Origin of the sequence: [Clostridium] scindens ATCC 35704, assembly GCF_004295125.1 — a bacterium.
Taxonomy (GTDB): domain Bacteria; phylum Bacillota; class Clostridia; order Lachnospirales; family Lachnospiraceae; genus Clostridium_AP; species Clostridium_AP scindens.
In genome coordinates, this window is record NZ_CP036170.1 from 1,827,806 (window position 1) to 1,844,384 (window position 16,579).

General features: G+C 38.1%; 17 protein-coding genes and 1 pseudogene. 13 read left to right on the forward strand and 5 right to left on the reverse strand.

Annotated elements, in window-relative coordinates; genetic code table 11:
• Window positions 1-47: 47 nt before the first annotated feature.
• From HDCHBGLK_RS09360 to HDCHBGLK_RS09420, 13 genes and pseudogenes are all read left to right on the forward strand, one after another.
• Window positions 48-662 (forward strand): TlpA family protein disulfide reductase, encoded by a 615-nt coding sequence (locus HDCHBGLK_RS09360; protein WP_004605525.1) that lies wholly within the window; start codon window positions 48-50, stop codon window positions 660-662.
• Complete coding sequence (locus tag HDCHBGLK_RS19560; RefSeq protein WP_267899454.1) at window positions 650-784, forward strand: CD1871A family CXXC motif-containing protein; 135 nt, start codon at window positions 650-652, stop codon at window positions 782-784. The genes HDCHBGLK_RS09360 and HDCHBGLK_RS19560 overlap by 13 nt, the downstream gene beginning before the upstream one ends.
• Window positions 757-1,653 carry a 4Fe-4S binding protein gene (locus tag HDCHBGLK_RS09365; RefSeq protein WP_050755124.1) on the forward strand — a complete coding sequence of 299 codons (897 nt, stop codon included), beginning with the start codon at window positions 757-759 and terminating at the stop codon, window positions 1,651-1,653. Before HDCHBGLK_RS19560 ends, HDCHBGLK_RS09365 begins: the two co-directional genes overlap by 28 nt.
• Window positions 1,650-3,407: a sensor histidine kinase gene (locus HDCHBGLK_RS09370; RefSeq protein WP_004605527.1), complete on the forward strand. Its 1,758-nt coding sequence runs from the start codon at window positions 1,650-1,652 to the stop codon at window positions 3,405-3,407. The genes HDCHBGLK_RS09365 and HDCHBGLK_RS09370 overlap by 4 nt, the downstream gene beginning before the upstream one ends.
• Before the next feature lie 122 nt (window positions 3,408-3,529).
• Window positions 3,530-4,213 (forward strand): response regulator transcription factor, encoded by a 684-nt coding sequence (locus HDCHBGLK_RS09375; RefSeq protein WP_004605528.1) that lies wholly within the window; start codon window positions 3,530-3,532, stop codon window positions 4,211-4,213.
• A gap of 78 nt (window positions 4,214-4,291) precedes the next feature.
• Window positions 4,292-5,692, forward strand: coding sequence for a rhodanese-like domain-containing protein (locus HDCHBGLK_RS09380; RefSeq protein WP_004605529.1), 1,401 nt, complete (start codon window positions 4,292-4,294; stop codon window positions 5,690-5,692).
• Between the two features lie 518 nt (window positions 5,693-6,210).
• Entirely contained in the window at window positions 6,211-6,657 is a 447-nt protein-coding gene (locus tag HDCHBGLK_RS09390; protein ID WP_009247835.1) for a fumarate hydratase C-terminal domain-containing protein, read from the forward strand.
• A gap of 34 nt (window positions 6,658-6,691) precedes the next feature.
• Window positions 6,692-6,856, forward strand: a pseudogene (locus tag HDCHBGLK_RS19995) (1-acyl-sn-glycerol-3-phosphate acyltransferase); the annotation flags it as partial.
• A 165-nt stretch (window positions 6,857-7,021) separates the two neighbouring features.
• Entirely contained in the window at window positions 7,022-7,705 is a 684-nt protein-coding gene (locus tag HDCHBGLK_RS09400) for a TVP38/TMEM64 family protein (RefSeq protein ID WP_233440641.1), read from the forward strand.
• On the forward strand, window positions 7,692-8,666 hold the full coding sequence (locus tag HDCHBGLK_RS09405) for a (Fe-S)-binding protein (RefSeq protein ID WP_004605532.1): 975 nt from the start codon (window positions 7,692-7,694) through the stop codon (window positions 8,664-8,666). The genes HDCHBGLK_RS09400 and HDCHBGLK_RS09405 overlap by 14 nt, the downstream gene beginning before the upstream one ends.
• Before the next feature lie 23 nt (window positions 8,667-8,689).
• Window positions 8,690-9,391 carry a TVP38/TMEM64 family protein gene (locus HDCHBGLK_RS09410; protein WP_039909374.1) on the forward strand — a complete coding sequence of 234 codons (702 nt, stop codon included), beginning with the start codon at window positions 8,690-8,692 and terminating at the stop codon, window positions 9,389-9,391.
• Window positions 9,392-9,400: 9 nt separating this feature from the next.
• Complete coding sequence (locus HDCHBGLK_RS09415) at window positions 9,401-10,738, forward strand: TIGR04283 family arsenosugar biosynthesis glycosyltransferase (RefSeq protein ID WP_004605534.1); 1,338 nt, start codon at window positions 9,401-9,403, stop codon at window positions 10,736-10,738.
• A gap of 11 nt (window positions 10,739-10,749) precedes the next feature.
• The gene (locus HDCHBGLK_RS09420) at window positions 10,750-11,745 is read left to right on the forward strand and encodes an aminoglycoside phosphotransferase family protein (RefSeq protein WP_004605535.1); all 996 of its coding nucleotides are present in this window, start codon (window positions 10,750-10,752) and stop codon (window positions 11,743-11,745) included.
• A 119-nt stretch (window positions 11,746-11,864) separates the two neighbouring features.
• Here the strand turns inward: HDCHBGLK_RS09420 and arsS are convergent, their stop codons facing one another.
• The 5 genes from arsS to HDCHBGLK_RS09445 form a co-directional block, all read right to left on the reverse strand.
• Complete coding sequence (gene arsS, locus HDCHBGLK_RS09425; protein ID WP_233440643.1) at window positions 11,865-12,665, reverse strand: arsenosugar biosynthesis radical SAM (seleno)protein ArsS; 801 nt, start codon at window positions 12,663-12,665, stop codon at window positions 11,865-11,867.
• A gap of 98 nt (window positions 12,666-12,763) precedes the next feature.
• A complete protein-coding gene (locus tag HDCHBGLK_RS09430) occupies window positions 12,764-12,958 on the reverse strand; it encodes a hypothetical protein (protein ID WP_004607984.1) in 195 nt (64 codons plus the stop codon).
• 35 nt (window positions 12,959-12,993) lie between these two features.
• Window positions 12,994-14,175 carry an IS91 family transposase gene (locus HDCHBGLK_RS09435; protein ID WP_039909242.1) on the reverse strand — a complete coding sequence of 394 codons (1,182 nt, stop codon included), beginning with the start codon at window positions 14,173-14,175 and terminating at the stop codon, window positions 12,994-12,996.
• Between the two features lie 38 nt (window positions 14,176-14,213).
• A complete protein-coding gene (locus HDCHBGLK_RS09440; protein WP_004608091.1) occupies window positions 14,214-15,485 on the reverse strand; it encodes a methyltransferase domain-containing protein in 1,272 nt (423 codons plus the stop codon).
• Entirely contained in the window at window positions 15,482-16,579 is a 1,098-nt protein-coding gene (locus HDCHBGLK_RS09445) for a GTP-binding protein (protein ID WP_004608092.1), read from the reverse strand. Before HDCHBGLK_RS09445 ends, HDCHBGLK_RS09440 begins: the two co-directional genes overlap by 4 nt.

The window sequence follows — 16,579 nt, forward strand, 5'->3', positions numbered from 1 at the left end:
GGCATTTGTTATCATAAACATACGAATAGTAGAGGAGAAAATGCTATATGAAGAAGAAAATTGCGACAATGATGTTTGTGTTAGGTTTATGTGTTTCCACTGTGCTTGGTGGGTGTGGCAAAAAGGATGCAGATTCATCAGCTGAGTCAGCGAATACGGAGTCCGGAGATTCGGCAGATGATTCACAAGGAGATGGGTCAACCTTTTCGAATCTAAATACATTTTCCTGTGAAACGATGGATGGCGGAATGTTTACTCAGGATGACTTTGCAAATAAGGATCTTACAGTGATGAATTTCTGGATGACAACATGTGCCCCATGTGTGCAGGAAATGCCGAAGTTAGAGGAGATCAGAGGTACTTTACCGGATAATGTGCAGATGGTCCTTGTGTGTCTGGATGCGGATACAGAGGAAGAGGCTGCGAAGGAGATCATCGGACGGACAGGCTACACGGGGCTTGTGACCAAAAGTGGTGATGGAGATATGGAAAAGGTGAATTCGCAGATATTATATGTTCCAACGACTTTATTATTTGATGCAGAAGGAAACAGGGTAGGTTCTACGATCGTTGGAAGTTCCCCGGACTTAGAAGGTGTATATACAGAGGCAATTAATACGGCACTTTCTGAGATGGATAAGGAGGCCGAATGGAAAAAATAGTACGCTATGTTTTATTATGCGTTTCCAGCGTATTTATCGGAATAGGGATATACCAAAAAGAATATTTGATAGTGTTAGAAAAGGCGGTAAGAATATGTCTGGAATGCATCGGAATCGGGTAAGTAAGCGAATCCTCTCATGTCGCAGAATCATTCAGGCTATGGCAGCAGTGTTTCTGAACGGCTATGCAGCAGGATTTGCACAAAAGAGAATATTTACGGGCAAAACAAAGGCCGTGTGTGTGCCTGTTTTGAATTGCTACTCCTGCCCGGGAGCAATGGGATCTTGTCCGATTGGTGCACTGCAGGCAGTGGTTGGCGGCGTGCATGGAAGATTTCCTTTTTACGTCTTAGGAACGTTGATGTTATTTGGGATTCTTCTTGGCAGAACGGTATGTGGATTCTTATGCCCGTTCGGATTGATTCAAGATCTGTTACATAAAGTGCCGCATCCCAGGGTGAACATACCGAAGCGGCTGGATCAGTGTCTGCGGTGGCTAAAGTATATCATCCTGGTTGTGATGGTCCTCTTATTGCCAGCATTTGCGGGAGGTATCACAGGTGTTACACCACCGTATTTCTGCGAATATATCTGTCCTGCCGGGACACTGGAAGGCGGAATCCCGCTGGTTTTACTGAATGACAGCTTACGCGCAATAGCGGGAGCACTTTTTCAGTGGAAGGTAAGTTTACTAATTCTGATCCTGGCTGGAGCCGTATTGATTCCCAGATTTTTCTGCAGATATCTCTGCCCGTTAGGTGCATTTTATGCGGTATTTCAGCGCTTTAGTTTTGTGCAGATGAAGCTGGATCGGGAAAAATGTGTTGGCTGTGGTAAATGTGAGAAGATCTGTCCTATGCAGGTTGACGTTACGAAGAATATCAATAGCCCGGAGTGTATCAGATGTGGGGAGTGTGCCAAAATATGTTCTGCATCTGCTATCTCAATCGGAATTGGCAGCGTGGAAAAGAATGTAGAGGAATCGCTATGAGATCAAGTGTGATAAAGATTGTAAATACGCTTCATAAAAATAAAAAAATGTATATTTTGACAGGTGTAATTGCTGCTTTGCTCGTTATCTTTTATGCGTTATTTGCATGGTATACGGTTGGGAAGTATGAGCTGATTTCCGAACAGATAGAATCGTTATATGCAGAGAAAATTATTGCATCTTCTGATCGAACTTTAAAAAGCTATATCGACCGGTATCAGGAGGAACTGACCTACATTATTCATCGGAAGGACTTTCAGGCACAAGAGGCGAAGATCCTGGAAGAGGGTACTCCGGACGCACTGCTTGATTATTTTAAGGAGCAGATGGTTCCCGGTGATTTGTCTTATACGGATATGGTTGCCATAGACAATGATACGATTGTTCTTTCCTATGATCTTTCGAAAGGGCAGATACTCCGTAAGGACATTATCCAGACCATTAACCGTGGCGGATGTATCTGTGCCGGAAAAGGAGGGGAAGCGTATCTTGCTTTTTACGAGCGGTCTGAGAATGGGGTTGTATATGGACTTTTCATTAATCTTGCAGAATTTTTTGAGACAACACTTGGAAAAACAGATGAAACAGAAAACTATGAGATCAGCCTTTATGATGCAAAGAATCCATATTATGTATATCAGATGAAAGATGTCGTTCATGCAGAGCAGGAACCTTCCGAAAAGGTTTTCAAGGAAAAAGGGTTGTCTTATATTCAAGAGGCATATGAAGAAAATAAGGTTACAACCAATTTCTACCAGAACAGAAATTATGGCTCCGGAAAATTATATCGTGCCAGAATACATTCAATGCCCGCATATCAGACAGATAATCAGTTGCTATCGATTGCAGTTTCGATTAATTATGATAAGATCTCAGCGCCTGCGTATGTTGTGATACGACGAATGATCTATGCGGCAGTTTTTATTGTAATATGTCTGATTGTCTTTGTCATGAGCATGTTCTACATTATATATAGACATAACGAAAGCTTAATGGAGATCAATAACTTAAAAGTGAAAAACAGAGAACTATCATTATTACACGACCAGATGAATGATAATCTTCATCATCAGCGATTGGAAACAATTGGCACATTAACATCAGGAATTGCCCATGAATTTAATAATCTGTTATCCCCGATTATGGGGTATAGCGTTATGGCTCTCGATGTGGCTGAGGGTGAGGGAGAGAAGGAAGATCTGGAGGATTATCTGGTTGAAATATATAATTCTACCAAGAATGCCAAAACCCTAATCAGAAGAATATCAGATTTATCCAGAAAGAATTCCGATATGACTATTATGCAGGTGGAATTTGATCCGCTGATTCGCAAGGAAATGGAAGCGATTATTGCAACGAAGCCTTCGAATATGATTGTAAATGTGAACTATCAGGCGGAAGATGCTATGATTACGGCCAATCCAATGCAGGTGTCACAGATGGTTCTGAATCTGGTGATCAATTCTATTCAGGCGATTCAAGAGGCAGGAAATAAAACTGGAGAGATCACGGTTGTTACGTCATGCGATACAGAAAGAGTATCCTTAAAAGTCCAAGATAATGGCCCGGGGATTAGTAAGGAGAATCTAGAAAAGATTTATGAACCATTTTTTACCACGAAAGAAGCCGGAAAAGGAACTGGACTTGGGCTGGCAATCGTGCAGCAGGTGGTTGAGGAACACCGGGGCACAATAGAAGTGCAAAGCGAAGTGGGAACAGGTACCACATTTTCCATAACATTTCCGAGGAACTAGATATGTAAGTTATCTATATACGTATAGATAAATCTCTATAAGTTTATGGATAATATCAATTTCACAAGTAGTATTTTCAATGCTATACTATATAAGCAATATATATAAGTTAGAGGTTGAAAATGAAGGATAAAGTATTAGTTGTTGATGATGACGAGACTGTTTTAAATATGTTATACAAAATCATGAAAAGTAACGGGTTTCTTGTAGAAACGGAATCGTCAGGGATTGTTGCGTTAGAGAAAATACATGCTGAAACATATTCCTTGATATTGCTGGATATTAATCTGCAGGACATGGATGGTTTCCAGTTGTTACAGTCTGTAAGACAAGCAGGGATTACAACACCTGTGATCATCATAAGTGGCAGAAAAGAAGATTATGATACCTTATATGGATTAGATCTTGGAGCAGATGATTATATAACGAAACCATTTAATCCGATTATATTGGCGGCGAAGGCCAAGGCGTTGTTGCGGCGGAGCCAGGGAAGTCTGGGAACGAATCCGACACTGTTGAGCGCGGGCCCATTTGAATATAATACTGTTACAATGCGTTTTTATAAAAACGGGGAAGAAATTATACTTTCCTCTAAGGAAAATGCAATTATCCGCTTGTTTATGGATAATGTGAATCGTGTATTTTCGAAAGATGCACTTTATGAGATGGTTTGGGATAATGATATTGTGGATGACAGTACTATTGTCGTCTATATGAATCGTCTCCGTAAAAAACTGGAGGAGGATTTTTCAAATCCGAAATATATCTTGACTGTTCGTGGGTTGGGATATCGTTTTGTAGCGTAGTGGCTATGTATGATATTATAGAAACTAGGATTATAGAGAACTATATATAATCCATTAGAAAGAATTGGGGGATAAGAAATGAAAAGAAAACTATTGGCAATCTTGCTGTCTGTCAGTATGATTGCAACATTAGTCACAGCATGCGGAAGTAAAGAAGTTTCAGACAATTCCGCTAAAGAAGAAGGTGTTACGGTTGAAGATGTGAAAGCAGCATTGAAAGATGAAAATGCGGTTGTGCTGGATGCCCGTACACAAGATGCATATGCTGGATGGTCAACAGAAAACAACAAACTTGGTGGACATATTGAAAGTTCAAGTGGATTTTCAGCAGCTTGGTTAACCTGTGAATATGATGACGAAGCAAATGATGATAATCGTACACGTGAAGAGCGTCTTGAAATTTGTATGGAAGACAAAGGAATCACAGCAGATACAAAAGTTATCATTTATGACGAAAATGGCAAGGATGCGGCTGCTGTATCTGAATACCTTTCCGGTAAAGGTGTAAAAGATATTGAGACATTTAACCTTGCAGATTGGGATGGAGAACTTGTTAAATATGAAAACTATCAAACAATTCTTCCTCCAAGTATTGTGAAAAAACTAATCGATGGAGAAACAGTCGAAGAAGTTGGAGAAGTTAAAGATCTTAAAGTTTTAGAATTTAGCTGGGGAACTGAAGAAGAATCAGGCTACTTAGAAGGACATGTTCCAACAGCAATTCACATTAATTCAGATGATGTTGATGATGAAAACAATATTTATGTTCTTGATAAAGACGAGATCTTGTTAGAAACAGTAAAAAAAGCAGGTGTTACTGTAGATAGTACTGTAGTTGTAACTGGAGCCGGATTATTCTCTTGTCACCTGGCTACAATTCTTAAATACCTTGGTGTAGAAGATGTATATATTATGAGTGGCGGTGCAAATGGTTGGACGGATGCCGGATACGAAGCAGAAAAAGGTTCTAACACACCAGTCGCAGTAGAAGATTTTGGTACAGACAAACCTCTTAACCCGGATTATATTGATGATGTTGAGGAAGTGTCTTTGCTATTAACTGACAAGAATGCACAAGTGATTGATACACGTGCATACAAAGAATTCACAGGGGAATCTAGTGGATACAGCTATGTGGAAGAAGCAGGACGCCTTAACGGTGCGATTTTCGGACAAGAAGATGGTTCAGCACAAGGACCTGATTGCACCGGATCATCTATGATGTATTATGAAAACATTGATGGAACAATGAGAGATGCTTCAGAAATTCTTGAAATGTGGAGCAATTCCAACGTTGATGTGAACAAACATTTATCATTCTACTGCGGTGGCGGATACAGAGCAGCAGCTGTTATGTGGTATGCACAGGCAATGGGACTTGAAGATACATCACTTTACAATGATGGATGGGCTGGATGGATCGTTTACGGCAAAGATGCTGTAAAAGGTACTTATGAAGACCCACAACCAGTAAACTAAATATTAGTTGCTCGTTGATGAGTGATTAAGAGGCGTGTAAACTAGATGAGTAATTATCGGTTTTGCACGCTTCTTTTCTATTTCCCTTATAGAAACTTCAAATTTTTGCTTATGATTTATCCATAAAATATCAAGAGAGGATTGGAATAATATGGATATGATTTTGAAAACCAAAGGATGGATTGGGATATATTGACTGATTTATAATATTGGAATAAAATGATTAAAGATGGCAAAGGAACAACGGTGGTAGAATTAAATGAAGAAGCAAAAGAATACATGCAAAGGTTCGGATGGAAGCATGTGGTACTTAATATCGGGAGTATAACCAGCTGATGCGCGCCTCCATATAAGGAGATGTCGGTAAGTTTTACCGATGAGGATGAAGAGGCGATGCTGGAGAAGGGGTATGAGATAGATCAAAGCGAGTTGGGAAACGTATATTACCCAAAGGTGAATTCAATATGTCCCGCCTTTTTCAGGGAAATCCCCCTGCTCATTATAAGGGAGGTATCGTTATGGACAAACATATTACGGCACCAATTACGAAGAAAGTCTCCCGGACACTGAGAGCGGGTGATTATGTATATATTACAGGAACAATCTATACGGCAAGAGAGGGACGCTCAATCGGTTCTGCAGGCTCTACGACTGCAAGTTGTAGGGACAGATATGCGCTGAAGCTTCTTGATCTCGGACTTACAGCCATGATCGGAAAAGGAAAGAGAAGTCCTGAGGTTCTTGAGGCAGTGAAAAGAAATGGAAGTGTTTATCTGGCAGCAGTGGGTGGTGCAGGAGCACTCTTGTCAAAATGTATCAAAGAATCAGAAGTAGTGGCTTATAATGATCTTGGTGCAGAGGCAATAAGAAAGCTTAAAGTTGAAGATTTTCCAGCAATTGTCGTCGCAGACTGCGAGGGTAATAATTTGTATGAAACAGCGATAAAGGAGTACCAGAAGATATGAAAAGAATCTTGTTGATGGTTATAAGAAATATTTTACTCGTTCCAAAAACGGCAATGAACTGCTGGATTTTAAAGGAGGAAGTTTCAAAGCAGCAACCAAGGCAAAATGTCCGATTGTCCCGGTTGCGCTGATTGATTCTTTCAAACCATTTGACACAAACACGATCAGTCCGGTGACCGTGCAGGTACGCTTCATGAAAATACATATGAAATCTCAATAAGTAATGTTGGTTATTAATATTATTAACTTGTGGAAAAATTAGCATAATATTATAATTAAAACTAAGAAGTGGTGAACAGTAATATAAAAATAATAAATGGGCGTTGTCAAAAAGGCAACGCTTATTTTCAGTAAGGGTACGATAATGAAAAATAAAAAGATATGGATATTTATAGGATTGGCAGTTTTGGTTTTAGTATTAAATTACATTTTTGGATGGTCTTCTTACCTGGGAGATACTAAGAACCTTCTTTTTTTAAAAAAGATAGTAGAAGATAATTTTGTATACGCAGCACTGATATATACGGCTATCACAATTGTTGGATGTGTTGTATTAGCACTTCCGGGCATTACCTTTGCAGTATTTGCGGGTTTAATTTTTGGACCAATATTGGGAACTATATTATGTTCGATTGCAACGACTATAGGAGCGGTGTTAGCATTTTTGGCAGGGAGATTCTTTTTAAAGGACGGGATAAAACCATTGGTAATGAAGAATAAATATCTGAAAAAATGGTTATTTGATGAATCAGGCAAAAATGAGTTATTTGTATTGCTTATAACAAGAGTCGTTCCGGTATTTCCATATAACCTTCAAAACTTTGCTTATGGAATTACAGATATTTCTTTTCGTACATATACGATTGGGTCATTCATATTTATGCTACCTGGAACAGCCATGTATACGATTGGAACAGCCGGCATTACAGATACAGAGAACAGGGGCTTATATATTGGAATTGCCATTGTATTGGCAGTTATTGTAATTCTAACAGGAGTACTTTTAAAAAAGAAATATATACAGGAGGATGTGAATGAAGGAGAATAAGTCCGTTGATGAAAATGCATGTGTTCATTGTGGAGTCTGTCAGAAGAACTGTGTATTTTTAAAAAAATACGGGATAGATATTGGAGATACGGAGAAGTTAGAAGAACTGGCATATCATTGCTTTTTGTGTGGAAAATGTACAGAAGTATGTCCGATAGGAATTGATGGGAGACAGAAAATTCTTCAAATCCGGAGGCAGAAAGTAAAAGAAAACAATAACAAAATTCCAGAAAAAGGATATGGAATGTTAAAAATTGAAAAAGAAAGGTATTTGTTTCGTAATTATAAAAACCTTTCTGGAAAGAGTGTATTGTTTCCGGGATGTAATTTTCCATCTTTTTATCCGAAAACAACAAGATATCTGGCTGAGACACTAAAGGAGAAGGCTGGAATAGGAATGGTATTCGATTGTTGTGGCAAACCAATTGCTGAACTTGGTATGGAAGACCGGGAAAATCAAATTATAGAAAAGATACAGACGAAACTAACAGAGCAAGGTGTGGAAGAAATTATTACCTTGTGCCCGAATTGTTATGCATTTCTGCAGCCAAGATTGGATATTAGAGTTGTAAGTATTTATGAAAAACTAGCTGAATTTGGAATCGGAAAAAAGATAGAACAGCGACTGACGGTATTTACACCTTGTCCGGACAGAGAAGATGGAGCAATGTTAGAGACGATCAAGTATTATCTTAGCCAACAGCCGGAACAATTGAAAAACATACAGTGTTGTGGATTGGGTGGATGTGCAGCAGGAAAAGAACCAGAACTTGCGGATGAAATGTTGGAAAGTCTAGATAGAAATGATAAAATTTATACTTATTGTGCATCTTGTGCAGGAAATCTTGTGAGAAGAGGATATGAAAGAACAGAGCATCTTTTGATAGAAATATTGGGGACAAAAGAGAGACCAGATACACATAAATCTCTATTAAACAGAATGAAGACAAAATATTGGTAGGAGAAGAGGATATGAAAGAACAGATGACAAAACAGAAAAACTGGATAAAGAAAGTGGTAGTAATTGTTATATTAGCCGTTTTAGTGGCAAGTTATTATTTGGTGCCATCCGTAAGAGAATTGATGAATCAGATTTTCCGTATGTTTGCAAGTGGTGATTTTACGGTTGTGAAAGATTTTGTAGCTTCCTATGGAGCATATGCAGCGGTAATTTCATTCTTGTTAATGATATTACAATCCATTGCAGCGCCACTCCCGGCATTTCTGATCACATTTGCAAATGCGAATCTTTTTGGCTGGTGGCAAGGTGCAATCCTTTCATGGTCCAGCGCTATGGCTGGTGCAGCGGTGTGTTTCTTTATAGCGAGAATTCTTGGAAGAGATGTAGCAGAAAAATTGACAAGTAAAGCAGGTCTTAAGCAGATCGATACATTTTTTGAAAAATATGGCAAAAATACAATACTTATCTGCCGTCTACTTCCATTTATTTCTTTTGATATCGTAAGCTATGCGGCGGGACTAACTTCTATGTCTTTTGGTGCATTCTTCCTGGCAACCGGGCTTGGACAACTTCCGGCAACCATTGTATATTCCTATGTTGGAGGAATGTTGACCGGTGGTGCGAAAATGTTTGTGACAGGCTTAATGCTTTTGTTCGCATTATCTGCATTGATTGTATTGATTCGAAAGATATATACTGAAAAAAATAAGAAAAGCAAAAAATAGAGGTTCTTCATGAAAAAAGCAATCATTATATTTACCAGAGTACCGATTCCGGGGAAAACAAAGACACGAATGATGCCGACATTAACGCCGGATCAGTGTGAGCATTTGCATACTTGCTTTCTAAAGGATATTCGAAGAGTATGTGAACAATGTGCCGCAGATATTTATGTTTGCTATACACCGGACGAGGAAAAATATAAGAGACAGATTATGGATATTTTGGGGACAGAAAAAAACTATTTCCCTCAAAAGGGAAATGACCTGGGAAATCGAATGTGCAATGCATTTGAAGAGGTGTTAAAAAAAGAATATGATTCCTGTCTGTTGATAGGAACAGATGTACCGGAATTGCAGACATCTTGTCTTATGAAAGCATTTGAAGTGCTGGATAAAAAGGATGTTGTGTTTGGAAAGACCGTAGATGGTGGTTACTATTTGGTTGGAATGAAGAAGTTATATCCACAAGTGTTTGGTCTCGAACAATACGGACATAGTTCTGTATTTTATGAGACACTCAAACGTTTACAAGCGGAAAGTATTAGGGTTGGTTATACAGAAGAACTTTTGGATATGGATACACCCTCTGATTTGCAAAAGTATAGAAATCATATGAGAGAAAATAACAGATTATACAAAACAGAAACAGGAAAGTATGTATCTGAAATTGCAAAGATCTCAATTATTATTCCAGTTTATAATGAAGAAAAATTGATTGTGCCGTTGCAAAGACAACTTTCCTCACTGAAAGAACAGTGTGAAATTATATTAGTAGATGGTGGAAGCACTGATAAAACACAGACTCTTATAGAACCAGGGTATAGAGTCATTTCTGCTGAAAAGGGAAGGGCTAATCAAATGAACCAAGGTGCTTTGGAAAGCACAGGTGACATCTTATTTTTTCTCCATTGTGATAGTGAATTGCCTGAAAATGTACTGGGGGAAATCCGAACGGTTATGAGAGAATATCGTGCGGGATGTTTTGGTATTGCATTCCGCTCCAAAAGTCCATTGATGTTCATATGCCGGGTTATATCAAACTACAGAGTGAAAGATCGCAAGGTAATGTTTGGGGATCAGGGAATGTTTATGGAAAGAGAATTATTTTTTGAATTAGGAATGTTTCCACAGATTCCGATTATGGAAGATTATCAGTTATCCCTGACATTGAAGGAAGCTGGCATTAAACTTGGTATGGCAAATAAGAGAATCTATACTTCAGATCGCAGATATCCACGAGGAATGATACCAAAGTTAAGATTAATGTGGAAAATGAATCGTATGAGGAAGATGTATCGTGATAAAGTACAGGTTCAGAAACTTGCAGATATGTACGAAGATATTAGATAGAAGGAGCAGAGATGAATCAAACACAATTAGAGGAATATATCAGACAGCCCCATTATAGGAAGGTCATGGGGCTTCCGGAAGAAGTTACAGAAGAATATCATATGCTGGCGCAGGGAGAATATAATCGAAATTACTGGTTTATTCATCCGGTAACCGGTAAGAAGATGGTGTTTCGCATTAATTATGGAAGCCAGATGCATCTGAGTAATCAAATTGAATATGAATATAAAGCACTTGAATTATTAAAAGAATCAGGACGTACACCGGCGCCTGTCTATGTGGATGGAAGTTTTACATACATGGAACAGGGGGTTATGGTCATGGAGTATCTTCCAGGTCATGCGTTGGATTATAATCGAGAATTACTAAGAGCAGCTGGTTGTCTGGTTGATATTCATAGTGTGAATGTACCAGAAAACCATTCTCTGATTGATCCAGGCAATCCGCTTCGGGCAATTTTAAATGAATGTGAAGAGATGGTATGTACTTATATGGATTCTCCACTGGGAGATGAGGGGAAAAAGGCAAAAATAAGAAAGATGTTAGACCTTGGATGGAAAAGAGTGGATAGTCTGAAGGAATCATCCTATAAGTGCTGTATCAATACAGAATTGAATTCCACCAATTTTTTAATCGGTGATGAGGGGGAATATCTGATTGATTGGGAGAAGCCTCTATATGGAGATCCTGCACAGGATCTTGGACACTTTCTTGCTCCGACTACGACCTTTTGGAAAACAGATGTTATCCTTACCCAAGATCAAATCGAACAATTTATAGATGCTTATCTGGATAAGGTGGGTGGAAGATTTGATGTACGGGGGTTAAGAGAAAGAGTTCATGTGTATATTCCGATTACCTGCTTAAGAGGAATTACCTGGTGTGCCATGGCATGGATAGAATATCAGAACCCAGAGAAAGCAATCTTTAATGAGTCAACCTTCCGTAAATTGGAAGCGTATCTGGATGACCAATTTTTGGACAACATAAATGAAATCATAAAATAAAAAGTTGTCTATCAATCCCATCAACTTTTCTTGATTTATAGGCTTGGCGGTTTGCCAAGCCTATCTATATGTATCACTTACAACCTTTTGACAGATATTCAGCATATCTCCAGATTTTCCTAGTGTGACAAATTACCGCCACAGCTACTTCCGTATCCAGCTGTACAACTATAACAAAGAGTACATGTCTTGATTTTCCTCTGTTTCGCTGGTGTTTCTGTTAATTCTGAAATATGCTTTGGTCCATGTGGCTTTATACCAAGTACATGATAGTATTCGCAGTCATAAAGGCTTCCATCATAATCAACATTTACTTGGTCTCTACACATAACTTTTGGCACATTATCCTCATTGAAATTATCACATTGTAATTTTAAATAGGAACCAAGTTTCCCTCGGCTTCGCATATCTTGCCCAAATCGTCCAATCGGCACATTACCAATTGCAATCAAATCTGTAAATACAATTCCAAAATCATTTTTCAATACTTTACGATATGTATTTTCCAACATAAATTCATTTGGTGGAAGATATGGTCCATCTGTGTTATATACAAGTGTCAAACAAAGGTCTTCCTTTATACCGTATCCAAGTGCATTCAGCTTTTGAAGCACTTCGATGGATGACTGGAACACATGGTCTCCTCTTTGTTTTTCTACAACCTCTTCACTGTAATATGGCAATGAACTTACAATCCTTACATTGTATTTTGCATAAACATCAATCAGATGCTCAAATTTTGTACTTTTTAAAATAGTTAGATTTGTACGAATAAGCACCTTGCCAAGTTTACTAGCTTCTTCAATGAGATATTCTAAGTTTGGATTCATCTCCGGAGAGCCTCCAGTAATATCCATCACCTGAAATCCCCCACGTTTGAACGCCTTTAAACACATATCCATAGTTTCTTTCGTCATCATCTCCGTTTTGTTCCTTTATAGGAAAGTTCTCCTTTCGGAGAACTTGGGGACTAAAATAGCCCGCTCAAAAGCGGGCATAGTGAATCAGACGGTTTGGATTAAAAGATGTAAAAGCCCTCTTCACCAAAATCGTCATCATCAAGGTTATCAAATTCATGTAAGAAATAATCCATATCCAGAAGTTCGTCGTCACTCATGTCATGGACTTCTTTAGAAGTCATACCTTCTGGTGGATTTTTAATGTACTGTTCCCTTAGTTCCTTTGCGAGTTCTGCTTCTGTTATACGTTTCATAGTGTGGCCTCCGTTCTTAAGATATATTGAGTTTATCATGAGAAAAGAGGTTTTGGAAGATATGAAAACGAGGCAGGCGAACGACATCTATGTTTTTGCATAGCCTTTTCGTATAATTCATGCAAAGGAACAGGATTATGATTAAAATATAGTTCTAAAAATAGCATGGTTTTTCCACAGTTCGGACATTTTAAAGGATCGTAACCAAAAGAATGTAAGATTGAATCACGCCACCTATTGAGTGAAAGAAAAAAGTTATGTTTTTCTCTGGAAATGGCTTTTCGTAAAAAATTGTCAGAATTACGGTGACGAGCGTAAATACCATAATAGCGAATCATTTTAAAATGTTTTTCAGGGATGTGTTGTGTTAAGCGGTCAATGAATTCCAAAACAGGAACAGTTTCTGTAATAAGTTTATTGTCTTCATGACGGTTGTAATGGAAGGTGACAAAATCACCATCGTAAGAATCAATGCGAGAAGTAGCAATAACAGGTCTGCCAAGATAACGACCGATATATTTGATAACCTGAGAAGGATTACACTTGTTAGGCATGGCGCGAACATAAAAACCATTTTTATCTTTTGCATAGATAGCAGATTTTACTTTTTTGAAAGCTGGACCTATTTTTTGATGGAGTTCATTTAAAAGAGCAGTTTGGAACGCATCACGTAAAAAATGATAGTTAAAATGTTTGAAGTGTCGCCAGGAAAGAGTATTACCAACACCACCTTCAGAAACAAGGCAGTGAATGTGAGGATTCCATTTTAAATCTCTGCCAAAGGTATGAAGGACGCAAATAAATCCAGGAGTAAATAATTCAGATTTATTTTCTTTATGGAACATACGAGAAATCACGCTGTTGACTGCCGAAAAAAGGCAGTTAAGAAGAGAACGGTCTTTAAGAAAAAAAGGCCGCAAAGAATCATCAATGGTAAAAACACAATGCCGATGTTGTACATCAATAATCTTAAAAGACATAGCAGTAGTTCTGTCAATGGAATACATGTTACCACAAGTTGGACAGAAGCGAGAATGACAACGAAAAGCAGTAAATTTGAAATTACCACAATTGGGACAAATATACATGGCGCCACCATAAGATGGATCGCCACAATGAATCATTTTTTCTACATTCTCAACAATAGCATCACGAGGATGTTGAAGATAAATCATTTCTTCATAATGTTCGATAAAAATTTTTTGTAAGATATTCATAAGACCATTATGAAGCAAAATGAAGCAAAAAGAAACCCCTATCCCTCATGATTGAGGGGCAGGGGAGTTGAAGTGTCGAAGACACTATTTTTAGGACCACACTCTAAGAAACAATGTGTACAGGTCAAGTTACACTTGTATCCCACATTTACCTGCATCGTAGTAAGATTTTCTCGGGAATATAACTTATCCATTCCTCTTACATTGTCCATGAATGCAGGGATATCGTATCGTTCTGCTTCTTCATCCAATATTTTTGCTGTAATCTTTGCAGTTCCATCATATTGTGTTGGATTTACTCGAAGAGCTAAGGCACCAAAAAGTCCATGATGCACCTCTCCTGTTCCTTCTACCAGAAAATGCTCTTTCATTCGTGATGTTTTTAAAATCTTAGCAACATTTCCGCTTACACCAAGTGGCTTATTCTTTACAAAACGATAATTTTCATCAAAGTCAAAGTATCGCTTGTTTTCTTCCATGGTACCAAGATATATCGCACTATGACCGTAATTTTCTTCACGGTCTTCCAACTCTTCACACTTGAAAGCACGCACTGTACAAGAGAAGAATTTAATGTCTCCAACCTTACGTGCAATTTCAAAATCATTTGGTTGAATAGGTGTCTTATCTACAATGTAGTATGTTGTGAATCCACACTTTTCAAGCAAACGTCGGAAATCTTCAAAGTACATTGCCCCACCCATACACTCTCCATGCATCACTGGGTCGTTTTTCACCTCTTCCGGAAGTCTTCTGTCTGCAAATATGTCGGAGAAACAAAGTTCTCCACCTTCTTTTAAGACACGATATACCTCTTTGAAAACAAGCTCTTTGAATGGTGATAAATTGATTACACAATTTGAAGTTACCACATCCACTGAATTATCTTCGATTCCAAGACTCTTCAAATCTTCAATGTATCCCAGATGAAAACTTGTATTTACTTTTGAAAATCCAAAAATTTGTGCTTGTTCTTCTTGATATTTGATTGCAACTTCAATTTGTTCCGGAGTCATATCCACACCGTGTACATGACCATTTTCTCCAGCAAGTTTTGACAGAATGAAAACGTCTCTTCCCGTCCCGCATCCTAAGTCTAAAACTGTACGGCCTTTTAATCCCATAGAAATTGGCGAGCCACATCCATAGAAGCGAGATAAAATCTCATCTTTAATCATCGGTAAAATCTCACGCACGTAACGTGGAGGTGCTGAACTTGTGCAACAAGCATTTGTCTTGAGATCATCATTGTTTTTTAAGATTTTCCCATAATATTCACTTACCTGTTTATGAATTGTATTATCTATCAATCTTTATATCCTTCATCCATCATCCCAAAGCATTCACTAAAGAACGTTTTCACTTTTACATTGTACTGATCTCTGATAGCTTCAAAAGCATCGTCTACAATGTCAATTAATAAGTCTGATTCACAGACTGCTCTTGCATTTATAACAAGTTTTAATTTTGATGTCTTTTCCTGTAGTCGTTGATCATGAAGAATATCATAGTCAACACCAATCAAGCTGCATTTCCCATAATCTCCTTCTTTCCCAATTGCAAATGTTTTAAGATGTGGAACATTTTTTCTATTTGCAATCAGCCCATCACGAATTTCATCAATCAAATCGTCTACAAGCTGATTTGCATCAAATTCACTTTCATCCTTTGTTGTAATATAGACACTTCTGTTGAACCAGGACATTTTTTCTTCCGCAGAAAGAAATTCTTCACCACCGTACCCAATATCTGTAATATTTACACGGCTTTCTTCTGTTAAAATATAATCAACAAGTGGTTCTAATCCTGTTTCTTCTTTTGCAGAAATCGCAAAAACCGGGATATCAGGACAAGCTTCTTTGAGGAACTTCATGTAGCGGTCGATTTCTTCCTGTGTCATTAAGTCTGTCTTATTTAATACAACACAATCTGCTTCTTTTAATTGTGCATCCAATAAGAATTTCAACTCTTCTGGTAAATTGATATCTGCCTGTTCTGGCATAATCATACGAAGTCTCTCAGGGTCTGTTACTACTGTAAATGGTGCTAATGTATAGTCATCTTTATAATCTCTATCCAGTCTCCCGTATACATGTTCTAATGCACCGATTCCACAACCTGGAATATCGGACATTACAATATCTTTTGGAACTTTATTTAATCGTTCAATACATTCATTTAACACTTCCCCAACATAACAAATACATGTCCCTGCAATCGGTGTTACTTCTACATCATATCGACTTGAATACTCTGCATCGATGATATTGCTTGCTCCAAGGTCATTCGCAATAATCGCTGCTCTTTTACCATGATTATTTATATATCTCGTAAGAGCCAACATTGTTGTTGTTTTCCCTGCACCAAGGAATCCACTTACAACCATAAATCTTCTTTTACTCAT